The organism is Bacteroidota bacterium, assembly GCA_018816945.1.
Lineage (GTDB): Bacteria > Bacteroidota > Bacteroidia > Bacteroidales.
In genome coordinates this window covers 38,858-58,606 of sequence record JAHIVC010000011.1, presented here as the reverse complement: position 1 = coordinate 58,606, position 19,749 = coordinate 38,858, and the positions used below count along the sequence as shown (strand labels likewise).

At 34.1% G+C, this 19,749-nt stretch carries 18 protein-coding genes; all 18 read right to left on the bottom strand.

Annotation, left to right across the window (positions count from 1 at the left end):
• Window positions 1-18 precede the first annotated feature (18 nt).
• The 18 genes from KKG99_02225 to KKG99_02140 all read right to left on the bottom strand — a co-directional run bounded on the left by KKG99_02225 (window position 19) and on the right by KKG99_02140 (window position 19,415).
• Window positions 19-1,368 (bottom strand): hypothetical protein, encoded by a 1,350-nt coding sequence (locus tag KKG99_02225; GenBank protein MBU1011797.1) that lies wholly within the window; start codon window positions 1,366-1,368, stop codon window positions 19-21.
• A gap of 69 nt (window positions 1,369-1,437) precedes the next feature.
• Window positions 1,438-3,885, bottom strand: a complete 2,448-nt coding sequence (locus KKG99_02220) for a carboxypeptidase-like regulatory domain-containing protein (GenBank protein MBU1011796.1) — start codon at window positions 3,883-3,885, stop codon at window positions 1,438-1,440.
• A gap of 221 nt (window positions 3,886-4,106) precedes the next feature.
• Entirely contained in the window at window positions 4,107-4,502 is a 396-nt protein-coding gene (locus KKG99_02215; GenBank protein MBU1011795.1) for a TlpA family protein disulfide reductase, read from the bottom strand.
• 18 nt (window positions 4,503-4,520) lie between these two features.
• Window positions 4,521-4,757: a hypothetical protein gene (locus KKG99_02210; protein MBU1011794.1), complete on the bottom strand. Its 237-nt coding sequence runs from the start codon at window positions 4,755-4,757 to the stop codon at window positions 4,521-4,523.
• Window positions 4,758-4,873: 116 nt separating this feature from the next.
• Entirely contained in the window at window positions 4,874-5,023 is a 150-nt protein-coding gene (locus tag KKG99_02205) for a hypothetical protein (protein ID MBU1011793.1), read from the bottom strand.
• A 184-nt stretch (window positions 5,024-5,207) separates the two neighbouring features.
• Window positions 5,208-5,720 carry a DUF4440 domain-containing protein gene (locus KKG99_02200; GenBank protein ID MBU1011792.1) on the bottom strand — a complete coding sequence of 171 codons (513 nt, stop codon included), beginning with the start codon at window positions 5,718-5,720 and terminating at the stop codon, window positions 5,208-5,210.
• Between the two features lie 109 nt (window positions 5,721-5,829).
• Window positions 5,830-6,741 (bottom strand): alpha/beta hydrolase, encoded by a 912-nt coding sequence (locus tag KKG99_02195; protein ID MBU1011791.1) that lies wholly within the window; start codon window positions 6,739-6,741, stop codon window positions 5,830-5,832.
• A 96-nt stretch (window positions 6,742-6,837) separates the two neighbouring features.
• A complete protein-coding gene (locus KKG99_02190) occupies window positions 6,838-7,722 on the bottom strand; it encodes a carboxypeptidase-like regulatory domain-containing protein (GenBank protein MBU1011790.1) in 885 nt (294 codons plus the stop codon).
• A 9-nt stretch (window positions 7,723-7,731) separates the two neighbouring features.
• Entirely contained in the window at window positions 7,732-9,567 is a 1,836-nt protein-coding gene (locus tag KKG99_02185) for a beta-lactamase family protein (protein MBU1011789.1), read from the bottom strand.
• 144 nt (window positions 9,568-9,711) lie between these two features.
• Window positions 9,712-10,737 (bottom strand): hypothetical protein, encoded by a 1,026-nt coding sequence (locus KKG99_02180; protein ID MBU1011788.1) that lies wholly within the window; start codon window positions 10,735-10,737, stop codon window positions 9,712-9,714.
• A gap of 4 nt (window positions 10,738-10,741) precedes the next feature.
• Entirely contained in the window at window positions 10,742-11,548 is an 807-nt protein-coding gene (locus KKG99_02175; GenBank protein ID MBU1011787.1) for a hypothetical protein, read from the bottom strand.
• A gap of 65 nt (window positions 11,549-11,613) precedes the next feature.
• Window positions 11,614-13,497 carry a hypothetical protein gene (locus KKG99_02170; protein ID MBU1011786.1) on the bottom strand — a complete coding sequence of 628 codons (1,884 nt, stop codon included), beginning with the start codon at window positions 13,495-13,497 and terminating at the stop codon, window positions 11,614-11,616.
• 79 nt (window positions 13,498-13,576) lie between these two features.
• Window positions 13,577-15,496, bottom strand: a complete 1,920-nt coding sequence (locus KKG99_02165) for a hypothetical protein (protein MBU1011785.1) — start codon at window positions 15,494-15,496, stop codon at window positions 13,577-13,579.
• 315 nt (window positions 15,497-15,811) lie between these two features.
• A complete protein-coding gene (locus tag KKG99_02160; protein MBU1011784.1) occupies window positions 15,812-16,561 on the bottom strand; it encodes a hypothetical protein in 750 nt (249 codons plus the stop codon).
• Window positions 16,562-16,808: 247 nt separating this feature from the next.
• Entirely contained in the window at window positions 16,809-17,189 is a 381-nt protein-coding gene (locus KKG99_02155; GenBank protein MBU1011783.1) for an isochorismatase family protein, read from the bottom strand.
• Window positions 17,190-17,498, bottom strand: a complete 309-nt coding sequence (locus KKG99_02150; protein MBU1011782.1) for a hypothetical protein — start codon at window positions 17,496-17,498, stop codon at window positions 17,190-17,192.
• Between the two features lie 172 nt (window positions 17,499-17,670).
• Window positions 17,671-18,396: a LytTR family DNA-binding domain-containing protein gene (locus KKG99_02145; protein ID MBU1011781.1), complete on the bottom strand. Its 726-nt coding sequence runs from the start codon at window positions 18,394-18,396 to the stop codon at window positions 17,671-17,673.
• Window positions 18,393-19,415: a histidine kinase gene (locus tag KKG99_02140; protein MBU1011780.1), complete on the bottom strand. Its 1,023-nt coding sequence runs from the start codon at window positions 19,413-19,415 to the stop codon at window positions 18,393-18,395. Before KKG99_02140 ends, KKG99_02145 begins: the two co-directional genes overlap by 4 nt.
• Between the last annotated feature and the right edge of the window lie 334 nt (window positions 19,416-19,749).

Sequence of the window (19,749 nt, the reverse complement as noted above, 5' to 3'; positions counted from 1 at the left end):
CTATTCTAACTCTAAACACTACCATATTGTAGGGTTTATATAAAATTTCAACCACCTCTCAAGCTCATTATAAACAATCTCCGGATCATCAATATCTGCAATGGTTATATTGCTATTTGCACCTTCTTGCATTATCAACAATGCATCTAAACCATTCGCTAGTTCAATTGCTCCTGCAGATTGTGGATCGTTTTTCCCATAAATGTATACTATCTTACTGCCGTTGCTCTGCAACCAGCTGTATATGTCATTCATAGCATTTGGGTTGAATGTATATGACACACCCGGAGGTACCAATAATTCATAATTTGGATTTCCAGTAGAATATGGATCAATTCTAATAAGCAAATCACTAAAATGAATGGTTTCAAAAGCGGGGGCACCTAATTCAGAAACTGCCTGATACTTTGCAGGAGCATAATATACCAAATTAGCATCTGAGTATAACGAAATGCTTACAACATCTGAGAAATGGTTGAATATCTCACTTGCTGTTTTTTGGGTCGTATCTGGAATTGAGCTACAATCATACCCCGAATACTGCCAGAAAAATGATGGATAGTCTAATGTACATAGCTCAAGGAGTAAATCCCTGTCAATTGAAAATGTGCTGCTACCTGAATTTATGTATGTATCTAGTATACCCAACATTTCACTGCGATGCCTAAGTATGTATTGCTGCACCTGACTAAGTTTGGGATAACATTCTGTTCCACCAATATTTTTAATATATTCAGGGTATCGGGTGTCCTTTACTCCAGAATAAAATGGTACTGAATAGGCTATGGTAGCATCAACATCGCCAGGGTAGAACCTTCGGTGGATAAGAGCTGATAGACCGCTCTTACCTCTGCCGCTGCTGATCCACTTTCCCTTATAGATTTTCTTGAAAAGTTCAACAATTCGATGACAATCATCAGCAGACTGTTTAACCGTTAAATAGCTCCATTCGATAGGATTTGGCTTGGCATTAATATAGTAACGGTGAGTAACATGCAAACAGTTCGTGTTAAGCAATAGGGCAATTTCCTGACTTGAGGATGGGCCGCACCACATCCCAGAAGGGGCAAAAACTAATGGTAACGATTCATCTACATGTGATAGATAAGCTCTTTGGGTAAACGTTGCTCCCGTTGGATTATTATGGTCTACCGGCTGGACAATATCAAGCTGATACTCCTTGAAGTACCCATTACTTGGTGTGATTTCAGTAACTGTAACGCCCTCAAGAGTTTTTAATTTTTCCAGAATGTTTAAACTTTCAAATTGATCTTTAGGCTCGTCTTTTTCACAGCCCACAAGGATTATGAAAATACTTAGGATTAAGACATATTGTGATAATCGGTAAAAATATTGTTTATTTTCCATTTCAAAATATTTTATTTTTGTATTGTTATAAGAATCAAAAACACCTTTTAAAATATTCCCAGCAAAGTTTTAAAATGTAACTTTAACTCCAAAGGAGGGAATTAATGGCCAAAGCTCAAGTTCTTCTCTAAGCGGCACATAGCCGCTAGGATTGTAGCTATACCCATAACCGTAAATATTCTTATTATCAAATAAGTTATTAATATCAATTGACGCACTTACTAACATGTGTTTGAGCTTAAACTCCTTGCTAAACTTCAAGTCTGATCTGAAGTACGATGGCAGGTATGCAGAATTCTTTTTCCCTTCCATCCATTCATAATTCCATTTCTCAAGTATCCATACCTTTTTTTGAGGAGTGTATGCGAACCCACTTCCATAGCAGAAATTTAGGCTAATCGACCATCCCCTGCGAAAATTAAAACTGTTGATCCACGAATATGAGTGACGCTGATCGGCGTAACGTGGAAAAGGATTATACAAATACCCTTCAAGTTCCTCCTCGGCCTTTAACCAGCCATAGCTAATCCAGCCGTAGTACCATTTGTTTTGAAACACTAAAAACAGATCCAACCCTTTAGCATAGCCTTTTGAATCATTCTTTCCGCTATACCTCACATATCCTGCTGGGGAACGAATCGCTGAAATCAGATTGGAATAATCTTTATAGTAAGCTTCCACTTTTAAAGTGAGCAAACTCTTCTCGGTTAAATTTATTTTTTGTTCGAACCCTGCAATATAGTGAACTGCCTTCTGAGGCTCAGGTGCAGGAATTGTTTCGTCTAAAAAGTCAATCTGTTTATAGGTCGGATTTTGGAAATAGTGCCCCCAGGCAGTTCTTAACATCGATCCATTCCATAACCTGAACGATGCACTTAACCTGGGGCTAAATGTTAACGAGCTGTTCAAATCAAAATAATCGACTCTTCCCCCAAGATTAAAAAACATTCTGTTTTTTAATTGAAAGATACCTTCGGCATAGCCGGAAATTTTAAAAGAATTGAATTTTGACTGTTTTGGGGTTGCGGCTTCACTTCTGTCGATAATCCATTTCGAAGTATCTGGATATAAAGATCTGTATTCACTAATAATTTCCAGATCCTTGTCTAGAAAATATCCATCACAAATGTCGGTTGAATAGGATAATCCCGAATTGATATCAAGAATAGGGTTAACCTTATACTTAAGATCAGATTTAACTTCTAAATTGCCCAAATTAAGTTTGTTTACGATTTCATCGTATTCATCCATCAGAAATACAAAATCATAAGTTGAACCTGTAAGTGTGGTAACCTTCTCCTCAAAATTATAATCTTTTGTTTCTAACTCGTTCTTTCTATCGACCTGATTGAAATATGATAAAGATGAGTTTACCTGAAGATTATTTAAAATGTATGTTGAATGCTGTAAATTCATTAGAAAGGTTTCATAGCTTGCCTTACGGTTTTCGTATCGCTCCTCTGTTAAAATATACGTTGTAGTTTCACCAGTTGTATAAGTTCGTTTACCATGAGAGGGTAGGTCTTTGTCCAGACCTTTCCCTTGGTTAAACTTATCGCCCGAGTACAAAAAATTAAGCTGTAAATGGTTAGATTTAGCGTAGTTATAATTTATTGTACCTTGCAGATCGAAATAGGATGGTTTGGGACTTCCTTCAATATCCATTAAGCCTAAAACATACTCCAAATAGCTTTTTCTTGCCCCAAAAATGAAAGTAACATTTTTAGTTAATGGTCCTTCAAGTAAGGCATCTAAGCTAATCATACTAATGGATGCAGAACCTCCAATCTTATCCTTTTTCCCTGTCCTGTACTCAATGTCCATTACGGAACTCAGCCGGTCCCCATACTTTGCACCGAAGCCACCTACCATCATATTCACCTTTTTGATCATGTTAATGTTGAATATTCCAACACTTGCATTCTCAACATACTTAAGGTGAAAAGGGTCGTTCACATATACATTATTTACGTATACCAGATTCTCATCGTAGTTACCCCCCCTGACATTGAACTTTGAGCTGAATTCATTATTTGCCGTTATCCCTGGTAAAGCTTGAACAGATCTAAACACATCGGGTAAAACATTCGATATCTGTTCAATCCGTTTGCTTTGCATTGTAGTGGTGCTTAATTCTTCCCGGACACTACGACTTGCATATACCGATACCTCCTGAAACATCAGAGAGGTTGGTATCAGGAAAAGATTTTTACACAGATCACTATCGGTTACATCAACTGAAAAAGTCTCTGTTTTATATCCCACAAAACTTACCCGAAATTGGTAAGTTCCAGGTAAAAGTTCTAAAGAAAACTCACCTTGTTCATTAGAAATTGTACCCAAATTCTTCCCAAGAACGGCTATGCTGGCAAAGGGCAAAGGTTCACGGCTATTCTGATCTAAGACAGTTCCATATACCTTTTTCTTAGACTGTAAATTTTTTATTCCCTGCGGTTGAACAATTAATGCAGAAAGCAGAATTGATAAAACAACCAGAGCTATTTTCTTGGATTTCATTGTATGATAAATTAAGTTGTTCTTAATTATTGATGATCTATTACACAAAATAAAATTATTGAGAGAACCTAAATGCATATGCGGATACAACTTTGGGTTGGTTGATTAATTTTTAGTTTTAAAACGTCGATGACGTTTAGGGAGTCCCAATTTTTGATTGGTTGGCTATTCCCAATGATTTATTTTTTTCTATTGATAAGAGATGTCTCAGGCTTGATACATTATCCATTTAAATCGTATTTATTAACTAAATCTTGTACTGCCTTTCTTAGTTCTGCTCCTCTTAGAAATAAATGACGTAGGTGTCCTTTCCGATCTACTACCCATAAAGAAGGCAGATCTTTCACATCATAAAGTTGCGCAATACTATCTTCGAAACCTTTTCCACTGAAAATAATCGGCCAAGGTGGATTAAAATCTTTTATATGGCGTTCCAATGCTTTTTTATCGGAATCTAAACAAATAGATATAATAGAAAATCCTTTTTTACAAAAATCATTATAGATACTTTTTAGGTTTTCCATTTCTTCCAGACAAGGGTTGCACCAAGTAGCCCAAAAATCAATTATTAATACTGCATTGTTGAATAAACTAGGTGAAATTAATTTGCCGGAAATATCTTATTCGGCAAAATCTTATATAGGTTTACCTAATCCAAGTTTATCTTTCATTTTCTTAATTAGATTGTCATAACGAATATCTTTTCTAATAGCTTTAAAATCATCAAGTCCTTCCAGAGGCGGATAATAAGTAAATCCAGAGTCGACTGCTTTATTCAACCAAATGAAAGTGCTATCGTAATTTTCAAGATTTATATATAAGCCGCCAAGTTGCAATGCTTTTTTTATTGATGGTACTTCACCATTATTCATTTCCTCAAATAATTGGTTTTTTGCCTCATTATAATCGCCTAGCTTAAGTAAGGTTTCATACCTAAGCTTTGAAAATGTTTTCTTTTCATCTGGTTTTTGAACTATTCGAAGATTAATTAGCTTAAGGCATTCACTAAATTTCTCTTTTTAAATAATTCTTCAGCTTTAGATAACACTGATTCCAGCTTTTCGCTATTGATTTGTGCAGAGAGAGTCCCACCCAATAACGCTAAGCAAATAACATAAGCTAAATAGTACTTTTTCATTTTTATTTCTCCTTTTATTTTTTTAATAATTTTGTTTCGGTAGTTATTACTTGGGCCTCAACTCTATGATGATTTTTGCAGAGACCTAACTTTGGGTTGGTTGGCTATTCCTTCAGCCTTAGCTTTTCGATGATTTTTGTGGAAACAAATAATACTGTTAATACAAGATATTAATCGTTCAATATTAGTCCTGCAAAGATGCCGATGCTTTTATATCTGGTTGTAAAAACGACCAATGGTTATGAATAATTTTCCACTTATCTTTTTCTAAAAGATATACTTTGGTGCTGTTCCACCGGGTAGTTTCTTTCATTGTACCATTTGGTTGCTTTTTATAGTTAAAAAGATGGTAAGTTAGTATGGCAGTATTCCCATGAATCTGAACAATTGGATCAATCATTTTGTATTCATCAATAAAAATCTGACCTGCCTGATCACCATAGTATTTCATCATTGCGATTAAACTGTCAATCCGGTGCTCCTCAAATGGATTAAAATAGGTTACTTCGGTTGAAAAAATATCAAGATACCCATAGGGATCACCCTTGCCCCAACGATCGAGTGCCGTTTTTTCCATATTGATTATTTCCTGTGCAATTTCTGTTTTGTTCGTCTTGTTATTACTACAACAACTCTGGATAACCATTATATTTATTAAGATAATGGCAGCTTGGAATAAAATAGTTTTTGTTTTCATGTTTTACAGTTTAAATATTAGATTAATAATGAATTAAATGTTTTATTTGATGATAAAGGATAGATTTATTCAAAAAATCAGTAGAGCTTATATCTGTTATTGTCGCCAGTTATTTTATAAAAGACTCAATCAAAGAAAACACTTTATCAGGTTGTTCAATCCATGAATAATGCCCGCATTTCTCAATAAATATAAGCTTAGTACTTTTATAATATCGTGACAACTCACAAGGGATAAATTCTCCGACAGGATCTTGTCGTCCGTGCAGTATTAATACAGGATTGTTATAAAGAGTTTCAATTTTGGATAGGTTTAACTTTCTTTTAATTACATCGCTCCAAATCAATTGCCCAATCGAAAAGTTAAAATCGGCATCTTGCATTGCTTTACTAATGATTTTTGATTTTTCTTTATCATAAAAATAACCGGGCATTCGTGCACGAATTCTTTCTACCAGTGCATGGTGCGGATCTTTTGCATTTCTTGTAGAATCACTCCAGTATTCAAATTGCTCAATATCTGTTGGGCAAAGCTTTGCATTGATGTTATCGTTGAAATAACTGAATACATTAGCATTTAACCCAATTGACCCAAGCAATATAAGTTTGGATACGGATGAGGGGTAAAAATGCGCATATAAAGATGCAAGATACCCACCATAGGAAAATCCGAGTACATTCCAACTCTCTAAATTTAAATTTTTTCTAATTGCTTCAAAATCCGAAAAAGTCAGCTCAATTGATATTGTGGTTGAATCTTGCACTGTAGGTGTTGATTTCCCTGTTCCCCGCTGATCAACCAAAATGCATTGAAATTCAATAGAGAGTATTTCGCAAAGGCTAACATATCGGTTTGAATTATCACCAGGGCCACCACCAAGAATTAATATTGGTTCACCTGTTCCAATTATTCGATAGTAAATATCTAACCCATTGCTTTCAACCTTTTCATATTGTGAAAAAGTGTAAAAACTAATCGTTGTAAATATTAGTACTAAAACAAATTTTCTAACGGCATTCATGTTATTGTTTTTAATCAAATTAAATTAATCTAAGGAGTGGAGGTTAATTCAAAAATCTGACAATAAGGAGGACGTTAAGTAAAATACAATTCGGGATTAATATTCGCATTCGATTTGAACTGAAAAACCTATATTATCATTATATTCGGGTATCCAGTATCCATGGCTTGTTAAACGATAAAACCCATTGCCTTGTTTTATACTTTTCGGATGAACAGCACAGAAAATTAATTTTCCATCCGCCTTATCAGCAATTCTATAATACTCCAATGAAATAAAAAAATCATTCTCAACAATAATATTCTTTTCATTTAAATCAATAATATTTTCACCAGTTGATTTGATCTCTAAAAGAATTGGTTCTTTTAAAATGTTTTCATATGGCAAACCATTTTTCAGATTATAAATATTTAATCTTACGGGGAAACTACCTAACGTAAACTCCCCAACATAGAATCTGAAGTTCTTTAAATAAGCTTTTGTAGTTTTTTTGGGAAGTTTTATTAGAACACCAATTTCTGTTCCTAGCTGTTTGGAATAAAAAGCATTGCCGTATGTTGAGGATGAATCACACAAGTTTCCCAACAAATGCATTGTTGTCTTGATTGATTCAATAACTATCTCGGGGAGCAGGAATGTTCTTGGTAGAAGTTCAATTCTAATTTCATTAACATTATTGGTACCTTGTTTAAAATTTTTAATTAAATACTTTTTACTTTTATATCCTATGCATGAAATACAAATTGTATCATTATCGAATTCACTGCTTAATTCTATTTTAAAGTGACCATCTTCATCTGAAGTAGTACCAATATTCTTCCCAATAATACCAATATTTGCATATGATATTGGGTGAAATCCTTTTGCATCTGTTATTTGTCCCGAGTAAATTTGTGCAATGCAAATATTCTTGTAAAAACAAAATAATACAATAATTAAAAACACTTTCATGATTTTTCTGCCTATTAATAAAGTTAGCATTAAAAATTATTAATATTTGAAGCCAAGCCAATTCCAGTGATACAGCCAAAAAATAAAACCGATGCAGGTTAAGGTTAGGAATGAAAAATACAACCGCATTATCAGATTCCAGAACCGCTGTTTCCATGCCAGCAAAGTATATACAGACAAACCAAAAGTGAGAAAAGTTGTAACGATTGGGATAACAAGAATAATTTTAATAACTATAGGCATACCAAATTCAAGATCATCACTTAATAGAAATACTGCTGGAACAAAAGATACGAGGAATGCGAGATTCAAGACGGCTGTGAAAATTGCCAGCAAACATGCTTGCCGAGCCAATCTGTTGTTTTCAGTCAGCGGTTTTTGTTTACGGTGTTTATAATAAATAATAAGCCAGATTACACATGCTGATAGGAAAACTAAAAATATGAATCCCAAAGGAATCCAAATAAATTCCGAAGTGTCATACCATGGTACTACTTCGTAAGATATGGGCATTTGTTGCGAATCAATAAATAAATTGGAAACCTTTCCATTACTGTTTTTATGAAATACTAAACGTGTTTTGCTGTTGGGTATTTGAAAAAAGAAAGGCTCCAGTTCAATCCAATTATTTATATCTTCATTGGATAAAGTTAATAATGCGGACGCTGCTTCGAATTTATCAAAATAATCCAGTCCGATCCGCAAATTTCTATAGCTGCCGGCAAGTTGTGCAACGTTCGATTTCTGCTTAGCGATAGGTGCTGTTGAAATTGATTTTCCAGGTACGGAGAAAAATTGACTCATTAGAGTATCTGTCAGTTGCATTCGCAGAATTGAATTTCCACTGTTATTGCAAACGAAGAATCCGGTATTCTGATCGGGCAAAAGAAACAAACGACTTGAAAAACCCGTTACATCGCCGTCAAGGAAAACCGCTTGCTGATTATACCCTTGATATTCGTATAAGCCAAAGCATGTACCCGGTAATCGCGGATCATTTGTAAACTGCTGCCGCTGCATTTCCTTGCAGGTATTTTCTTTCAATATTCGTTGATCATTATAGTATCCCCCTTGCAGTTGGGTAATCATAAACCGTGCAATATCATCGGCAGTTGAAAGCAATGAACCTGCTGGTGAGATGACGGAAAGAGAATAATCTTTTGGTACAACTTGATAATCTCCTGAAATGTATGAATAACCTTTAGCCATGTTCGGTAACAGTCGAGGTAGCGGTAGGAAACTGCTGTTATTCATTCCCAACGGGTGCAGAATATTCTCCTCCATATACTGAGCGAAGGGAACGCCTGATGTTATTTCAACTAGATAGCCAGCAAGATAAAAACCATGATTGGAATAACTGATGACAGTCCCTGGTGGCAATTTTATGCGTGGCATATTGGTAGCAAGAAATTTCACTAACGGAATTCTATCGGATTCGTTGCGGGTCATACTTCCAATTGATCTTCCCCTGAAACCCGCCGTATGAGATAAAAGATTGGCCATGGTAACCGGTGCTGGATAATTGTTTTCCAATTTAAACAGTGTTAAATACTTATTGACATCTGTGTTTATATCAATTTTACCTTTTTCGCTTAGTTGCATAACTGCTGTTGCAGTAAATAACTTCGACACTGAACCAACCCTGAAAATAGTCTCATCAGGCTTTACTATTATCTGTTTTTCTACATCTGAATAGCCATAACCTTTTTGAAAGATGATCTCACCATCTTTTACCATTACAAAGACAACGCCAGGGATGTGATATTTCTCCATTTTTTGTTTAAAGAAATCATCCATACAGGCATCGAGTTTTTTCAGATCGAAAGATGTTTTACTTAAAGTATTTGAAATTTTAGTTTCATTTTCCTTTTCCACAAAGCTTTCTTGAGCGTAAAGGCATATTGCCGTAGTCAACAGTAAGTGGATGATAAAAATTAGTTTTTTCATTTTGCTTTCACTTTTGTTTTTATTCTTTCGGCCTCAAATCTTTTATCATTTAGACAGCGCTTCAAATGTTTATTATTTCAACCTGTTTATAGCATATTCCAATTGCAGATCTCTACCAGCGTTTATGTCATTCTCGGTTTGCTTAATATAAACATCGGGTGGTACACCATTCCACTCTATAGGGATGCCGTCGTATCGAAAGCCACAAGTGTTCGGTATATTGATATACCGTCCGCTCGGCAGGATGCGATTTCCTCTGATTTGATTCTGCTCCTCTATATCATAACATCCCGCACCAGCGGTTGTATCGCCTACCAGTGTTACATTATTGATCTGCCTTAATACATCCGCAATTATATCTCCTCCACTTCGGGCAACTCCATTAATAAGTACTACAACAGGTTTAGTATATGGTACTTTTCCAACCGTAGGTTCAAATGGATCATACAGGATATCAGTGCCACCTTTATTTTGTATCTTTAAAACTGGCATTGACTCAGTGATAAATCGCCCTACAACCCATCTTATATTCTCCATCAAACCACCAGAGTTATGACGCACATCAATAATTAAGCCCTTGGTATCCATCAACTGATTCAATACATCATCAAATCCAGCTAATAGTCCCTCCTCGTTAAATGTTGCAATGTATATATAACCAATATTATCCACGCTGATCCCGAACTCAACCTTTTCACTGCAAGCTAGCTTGAGTGGAGTATTGAAGTACCGGCGCACTACCAGCGGTGAAAAGGCTTTCCAGTCTCGTTGATGCCGAGGACTTATGTACGGAAAAACCAATCCTCTGCCCTTGTTAACGTAATAAACATGCATATCCTTTAGCTCACATAGGAGATCAATCAGCACCTGACTAAACTCGTCACCCACTGCTTTCTCAGTTCGTGATCGATAAATTGTATAGATGCTATCCCAGTCAATGTTCTTGTTATCCAACATTGGGTAAACATCATTGATAGTGTTCCATGTCATCTCAAAATCTTCCAGATTTTGATTAGATTGAGGTGGTTGAACAATTATTTTGCTGCATGCAACATTCAGTAAAATAATAATAGTGAAAAAAGCAATAATTCTTCGCATGGCTTTACTTATTTAAATGAAAACTTATACCAAAAACCAGATTATCGCTGGCTGAGATCATATACCTCTGGTGTGTTGTCCGGGTAATTTCAGCCTCGTACCTAAGCTTAAGAGATAAAAACTTGAATGGGTAATATCGTATTCCTAAATTCCATTGGGTATTAAGTCCTCCAAAAGGTGTTACAAGTTTTAAAGGTGACTCCTCCTCACTCCCATCATTAAGATCTTCCACCTCGATCATACGCATACTTACTGACAAGATATTAATTTGCAATGAACTTTCAACCTGCAATCTTTTATCAATAGGCATGATGAGCATAGGTTGTACTCCAATAGAGATCAGTGATGCAAAGGTAAAATCGAAGAATAAGCCATCATTGGCAAAATTTTGCTTATTATAATAAAAATAGAATTCAGAATAAGGCCCAAGATATGCATACACTTTCTTGGAGAAGAGCTGGAAAGATCCAATGGGGTAAAGGTAGTTTGATTCCAATGAAAACTGCGTTACGCTTGCAGAAAATGTACCGCTTTTTATTTCATCCGAACTTCGATACTCTAGGTAGAGTTGAAAAGCTCTCTTGTCGTGAAACCGCGACCATCCTAATTTAATATAAGGAAGTGATCCGGAGTATTTTTCCCCTGAGAAGAAATCATCCTGTACCGAATAGTTGCCAATTCCATAGTCAAAACTAATTCCTTTAGGGAAAATATCCCGATGAGTTAAATCGGTTTGTTGACCAAAAACATTCATTTGATAAAAATGAATAATTGCATATAGTATTACTAAATATCTTCCAATTTTTTTCATATTCTTTGTGTTTAAATTATTAATAATTAAGTGGGGCATCTGTTTATTAATGGTATGTTTTGAAATTATTTGATCTTAGCAATTTCTTTTTCAAATAGAGAAACCAATCTACTGAAGTATTGAATTGCAAGTAAAATTGTTTCCGGTTTTTCCAGATCGATCCCTGCCTTCATAAGTAATTCGGAAGGAGTTTCCTTATTGCCTGATTTTAGGATATTCAGGTATTGATCCTGTGGGTCGCTTTTACCATTGCTCGAATCCTGAATTATCCTTTCAAGCATCGAAGTGGTTCCGGCATAACCAAGGGCATATTGATGAATATAGAATGGTACCTGGTAGAAATGGCGGACCCTGGCCCAGGTAACTTCACTCCAATTATCATTGTAAATATCGTCATAGTAGGATTTGTAAATTCCCTTCATTATAAAGTTAAGTGTATCCGGAGTTATTAATCCTCCATTTTCTACTATTCGATGGGCTTGATATTCAAAATCGGCTAATTGTGATTGAAAGTAAAAATCCCGAATGGCGGTTCTGATATTATCCTCCAAAATTGCTAACTTATCTTCAGGGTTCGATAAGTATTCGTAGAGGTAATAGATAAGCAAATTTTCTGTTAGTATTGCCGCCATTTCTGTTGTTTGGACATCGGGTTCCCAACAAGTAAAAGGCTGATTCTCTTGACTAAGCATGTGATGAACAGCATGCCCGGCTTCATGGGCCATATCAATCATACTACTTACGCTTCCATCAAAGTTAATGAGAATATAGGGATGTGTACCAAAGAATGCCCATTGTTCCGCCAATTTGCTTTTTTTTGCCGAAGGATAAACATCAACCCACCCATCGGAAAGAACCATCTGCATTTTTTGCATGTATACCTCACCTAAAGGTTTCACCGCATTAATTAGTATTCTTTTAGCCTCATCATAAGTAAATTTGTGATCAATCCTAAAGAGTTTTAAAGACATATCAAAGGGTTCATATTGATCAATTCCCATGTATCCTGCCCTAAGGTTATGATATTTCAGCAAGGCAGAAACTCCTTTTCTGGCATTGGTTATCAAATTCTCATAAGTCCTTGTTGTAATATTATATTCTTTTGCTGCTGCATCCAGACAAGAACTTTGATTGTCAGCCTGGGCAAAAGCCCAATCAGTTTTAAGCACTGAATTATATATTGCGGCATAGGTGTTTATATTGTTTTTATTAACCTGGTGGTAAGCTTCAAATGCTTTACGACGATCGATCCGATTGGTATCCATTGAAAGAATCTGAAAATAATTTTGATCTGTTAAAACAATGTCATCTCCTCCTGAAAGTTTTATATTGGCAGGCTTAAAATCCCTATTTGAAAGGTTAAAATAGATAGAATATGGAATGTTCTTCAAAGTCTTCAACTTTAATTTACAATTTGTTTCCTTTTCATCCATATTCGTCTGCTCATCGCCAGACATTTTTTCAGTAATTCTATGCACAGCAATCTTTGGGTAACTTTTCTCCCATTCTTGTAGTGTTAATAGTGGTATCCTTTTCAATTCAGGATCAATCCATTCTATAGCTTTCTTTGATTCCTGTACTAATAGTGATAGTTCCTGCGATTTCTCTGGAGCTTCTTTGTTGTCATAGTCAATATACAGCAATAGTCCTGGATATGCTTCAAGTCGATAGTAGAGAGCTACCATACTATCCTGTAAGTCGAGCACTCGTAATAACTGCTCAGGATTTTTAAAAGTTCCTTTTGCAGCATCCAACATATTGTAGAGACTTGTGAATTCTTTCTTTGCCATATCCCAGGCGCGCCAGTCCTTATAAATATCATTAAGATTCCACTTATATTTTTCAGGTATTTCATTTCTTATCATTTCAGTTTCAGCCTTTTGAGCTAAACTAAATTGGAATGACATTACGATGAGTATCAAGTTCAAAAATATTGTTCTGTTTATCATAAATATTTTTAATAAATCATCAATCTAGAAGCTATTTATTTTCGGTATTGGATTTTATCTCGGCACAGTTGGTTCAGGCTTAATTAATAGTTTTGAACTTGGATCTTTGCCCACTATATCTAGTCAATACAATAGCTTCCGGCTTTTCACAATTCATTTTTATTTCTATATGTTGATTAATTCCATCAATTAAAAAACTTGTTGATGATAAAGGAATTAACTTGCGTTTTTGCCCAGATCCTAATTGATAGTACAGATTACCTTCTTCATCGATTATTTTTCTATCGCCTTCAAAATTTCCTTTATATTTTTCAACTAATTCAGATTGCAGAACGATAGGATGTACTAATGCATAAATTCTTTCTCTATCCCAATTAGCCTCAGCATGATTGGCTTCTATATTAACTAGTTTATCGAAACAATCCAGTGCTTCTTTATACTTGCCAAGCTCATCGTAAACCATTGCAGAAATGTAGTATGGTGTTATTTCCTCTGGATATAATTCCATATTTAATTTGGAAATAGTTAATGCTTCGTCCACCTTGCCAGTAGAAAGAAGTTTCTGAAATGCAAACAAAGTCAAATCAAAGGAAGTGTAAGGAAACCAATATTTATTTAAACGGAAACTGTTTTTTCTTGATTTTAACTCATTTAAAAATCTTTCTGATCCTTCGTTAAGTAAGATTTCTTTTAAGGGTGCAACCCTATTACCCAGGATAGCTTCCAAAGTAATATCCTTAAAAGCAAAATAATATGTTGACTTAACTGGAATATAATAATCAGGAGGATAGTACCCCCTTGTATCATTAGCAAACCCTTTTTGCCAGTACATAGTAGAGATATCGACTATTAATTGACTATTTGGAAGAACAAATTTATATGTATCAGAACACCAGTTGAGCCCTCCACTTGCAATATCCCCAACTGTAATAGCCTGGGTATATTCGAGCATTTGTCCAATGAAATTTGTTGCGGTACTAAAGGTGTATTTCCCAGTAATTATGAATAACTTTCCTCTACTAAGATTATTTTTACGTTTGATAAATTCTTTTACTAATTCATTTACTATGGACCCATCTCCACCTTCATTATACCTGACATCTACAATGAATTTTTCTATCGACTTCGAGTTTTTATCATATTCATCAAACATTCTTTTTGTAAAATCCGAAAAACTCTCATCACCTGATTCTGCTGTACAATTGCCAAACTGAAAATAGAGGTATTTGTTATCATCGGAAAGTCTATACCAGTAGTCTCTCTCACGGTCAACAATACCTTGAAGAAATAGAGGTAAAGAATCAAGGTGATTAGTATACATTGTAACTGTTTTATCGTTGGTGGGCACTTGACTTGGTACCCAAGCCCAATTAAATAGTCCGGTCCATTCAGAAGCCTCAATAACTAATTTATCTATCCGTCCATCAGGAAATTTCACATTTAAACTCATCTTGTGTCTGGTTTTTACTATCCCTAAAAGGTTTAGAACAGTTGCATTCGATAGGTAATTTGTAATATGTTGCGAAATACCAACTTCATGATCGACAGCCAGGATGGAGCCAACTGCTCTATATACCTCTTCACAATTTTTTCCGTCAAAATCAATTACCTTGCAATAGAGCAAATCTTTATATTTTTCTGATACTCCCGTTACATACATTCCATCACTAAAATTCTCAATCCTTACCGGGTACCAAAGATTAAAATTATCCTGATTGTTTAGCCAAATTTGCGAATGACCATCCTTAAGGAGCGCGACCAGTTTCATCAACTCTAAGGTAATTCTATCATTATCCCATCTTTTCTGGTTTGATTTTATAATATTAGCTTGTTTTAGAAAATCATTACGGAAAATCTGAGTCCAGGGTCTAGGGTGATATTTATCTATTTTTTCTATAAGAATATCAATATCCTTTTGCCAATCGATATAAGATTGCGCTAATACGTTAAAACAAAAAAGGAGAATTGCCCCAAAAATTAAAGTAAATTTTGTTTTCATACTCTACGTGTTTTGATTACTTGCATAAGACGGAATATTTCTTGAAGATGTTACTAATCAATATAATATATTATACGAATGGTCGTTATTATCGATGAATGGTTGATCTTTAATACAAGTGAATTAAAAATATTATTTGATTGATGATTGATTTGGAGAATTTATTAAACGGGGAATTTGTAAACTTGTAATTCGGTCACTACTTCACAATGATTTACTCAGATTATTTCAAATATAGAAATCTAAAACCATTATACAAGGATATGGGTAAGGCACTTGCATGCCTCTCATCAGCTATGATTTCTGTTTTAAGTTTTAGTGAATCTGTACTGTTTTTTCAATATAATCTCTTAACTGTCCAAATCCTTGCAACATCTCACCATCTTCGTATTCACCAATTGACAGATAAATTTTACCTTGCCTTATAGGTTCTGTCTTTGAATCTTTTAATTCATTGATTAATGAAAAATTATCCCACCATAAGGAAGGGCTTCCAATTAAGTAATAATGAAAAATACCTGGGTCGTGATAAAGAATATAAGCACAAAGTAAGCCTCCTAGCGAATAGCCTATAAATCCTCTCTTCGATGTATCTGAAGAGAATTTTGACTCAGCAAAGGGGATCAACTCATGTTTAATGAATTTTACAAAATTGTTGGCTCCTCCTGTTAATTCTAATGCCGGGGCATAGGTATAACCGATGGAATAATTATCATGAGGGTGAGTGGGTGTAAAATCCCTGTACCTGTTGACTGACCATTCTTGCGCATTCTTTTCAACTGAAATACCGACAAGAATAACATTCTTCACAGATCTGCCATATTCAAGCCAGCTATAAATGGACTTGAGAAATCCTGATGTATGAAACCAATCTGTACAATAAACTATTGGATATTTCTCTTCTTTTGAATACTCTTTTGGTAAAACAATCTCAATCAAATAATCTGAATTGACTGCAATTGATCTGATACGGTGCTTTTCTATATTGCTTTGTCCTAAACATAAAAGGTTTAAGCAAAGTGTAAATAAAACAATGAAATAATTAAAGATTCTATTTACTTTCATGTTATAAACTCATTATTTAGATTAAACAATTTTTATGTCTTAATATGATGTACACCATTTCCAGGGCAGGATTTAATCAAAGTTAAGTTTGTTAAATATTAAGTTTTTACCCTTCGATTTACGATACAGAGACCTGTTGTAATTAATCCCGAGAAATATCTCATCTGTTTTAAAACAAGCTACTGATTAATAACAATTAAGTAAGGATAAAATAGTATCCTGGGCTGGTATATTCTTGTTTTATATATTATTCAATTATATCTAATATATCTAAACTATCTCTATGTATAACGTAAACGCCTCTTGCATTAAAATTTACCATCATGCTATCTTTCATTTCCTTTGATTTCGATAAAATAGCTTCTTCGATAAGATCAACCTTGTAATTTCTGTATTGTGCGGCTTCAACTGTTGCTTTAATGCATTGAGCTGCATCGAGCCCCACTATGTACAAATCACTTATTTTATTACTGGTTAGAACATCATCGAGATTTGTATTTCTAAACGCATCATTTCTGTTCTTTACAATCTCTACACCTGAAACGATTTTGAGCCGTTTATCAAACCTTGCCCCTAAGCTACCTTTTGCAAACGAATCATTTAGTAAATTTATAAAAGGGTTTGTTATTTAACTCCTGATGTAAACAACAAGGTTATTTTGAGCATTAAAATATTCTGCTAATTGATTAATGCTTTCTATCAAATCGTCAGAATTTAATTTATAGTAAAAGTCAGTTGAAATTTCTCCCGTTGTAGCTTCTTGGATATCAATAACCAAAAGTGCACGATTGTATTCATTATAATTTACAATTGGCTTCCCCTTGGATACAATGGATGCATTTTTCTCTAATACTATAAGGTTGACAATTACAACTACAACAAAAAGAATTATTGCTCCAATAATCCCAAATACGATTTTTTTTATTATTGCTTTCATGATGATTTTATTTATTTAAGTTTGAAATCTTCGATGATTGTTCTATCATGAGGATTAGCCCAATCATTTAAAGAATTTCTGTATCCAGCTCTAAACTATCGAATGTTAGAAAATCGATACAAATAAAAACTTTAAACAACCATAGCGTTAATTATCATTTTAGCCAATGGCCTTATAAACAATATCTGTCTTTCAATTTCCGGAAATAGTTACGGGAAATATTCAATGGTTCAGTTAATCCCTGTATGAAAACACTTGCAGTACCTGTCATGTGGTGTTCAATTTTAATAATGAAATCGAAATTTATTATAGCTGAACGGTGAATACGGCAAAAATGTTCATCAGGTAATCGAGCATCCCATTCACCAAGAGATTTTGATGTAAGATATTCCTTCCCATTAATGGTATGTATATAACTGTATTCACGGGAAGCATAAATTGAATCGATGGTATCAATTTTAATGAAATTAATTGACTTTTTATGCATCACCATTAGTCGGTCTTTATAATTTAGCTTAAAAGAAGTAGAGACAGTATTTTGTTTATCTGTTACTGATAGCTTATCAATGGCATTTTTTAATCGCTTTATAGATATAGGCTTCAATAAATAGTCGACGGCATTTATTTCAAAGGCCCTGATGGCATATTCATCAAAAGCAGTAATAAAAATGATTTTTCCCGAGAATTCGATGTTGTTAATCAGGTCAAATCCGGTTCCATCTACAAGCTGTATGTCCAGAAATAAAAGATCAGGATTCAATTTTTCAATTAAAAGCTTGGCATTATAAATACTTGATGCCTCACCCAATATCACTATTTCGGGGAATGACTCTAAGTCTTTTAATAAAGTCAATCTGGCCAACCTTTCATCGTCGATGACAATTGCAGTATATTTCATTGTTTTGATGGTATTATGAGTTGAACATTTACAAAATTGTTTATTTGCGTAATATCCAGTTTAAATTGACCAGGATAAGAATTTTCAAGTCGTTCAATAATATTTTTTATCCCTGTTCCGGAAGTAATTTTATTCTTATTCAACACACCACTGTTTTCTACTTCAATGATAAGAAATTCATCATTAATCGAAAAATTTATCCATAAGTTTATTCCCCCTGGATTTGATGTAAGTCCATGTATTATTGCATTTTCCACTAATGGTTGTGTAATAAAACATGGTATCTCCTTATCTAAGAGGCCTTCGCTAAAGGTGATTCTATGTTCAAGCCTTTCCTCAAATCTAATCTTCTCAATAGATAAATACTTTTCAATAATATCAATTTCCTCTCTGATTGTTATAAATATCCTATCATTATAGTTTAATGTAGCCCTTAAAAATTCAGATAATTCAGTAATCATAAACCCTGCTTTCTGCGGATTTTCAATAGTTAATGCTTTAATTGAATTCAAAGAATTGAATAGAAAATGTGGGTTAAGCTGATAGCGTAACATTTGTAATTGAGACTTCTTCGAATGAATTTCTGCTTTAACTATTCTTTCTTCATTCACTATAAACTCAATCCACATATTTATCATATAATAGAGAATGCTCCAAATAATCAAGGTAAGAAAACCTAATAGGTTGTCCCTAATGAATGAGAAAACGGTTGGTTTAATAATATTCAGGATCCAATAATTTATTGGAGTAAAAGCAATGGAAGTAAGAATTTCCAACCCTTTATACAAGATTAACGAAAGGATTGATGTTGAGAAAATGACCAATAATAATCGAACAACAGATTTTTTGTCATTTTTAAACAATAATTTTTTGTAGACATATCGTAAGAATAATGTAGTTATGAATCCTGATATTGCGTATGTTATGTAAAGCCCATACTCAATTAAACCAGATTTTGGATCAAAATATAATAAAAGGCAGAGCAAATGAAATAGTAACCACCCAATTAAATTTAGCATCCAAAATAACTGACTTTTATTATATAAAAGGCTTTTATTATAAAAATTGTTTCTTGTCATTCAATAAATATCTAATAAAATGTAATAAACAAGCGCGGAGTATTAGCATAATCAACTGAATTTCCCATTAATATCAGTGTTCTTTTATATATTCCGTACTTCTGTAGTGGTCAAAAGCCACTAACAACATCTATCCTTTAATTTGAAAAACCAAAAATTGGGTTCTTGATTATTTTTTAAAACATATAACTAATCTTATCTTAAAATATGAACTAAAATATTAAAAAGAATTCAAGCATTTACCATTAATTTCAACCAAAATCATGCCGTCTAA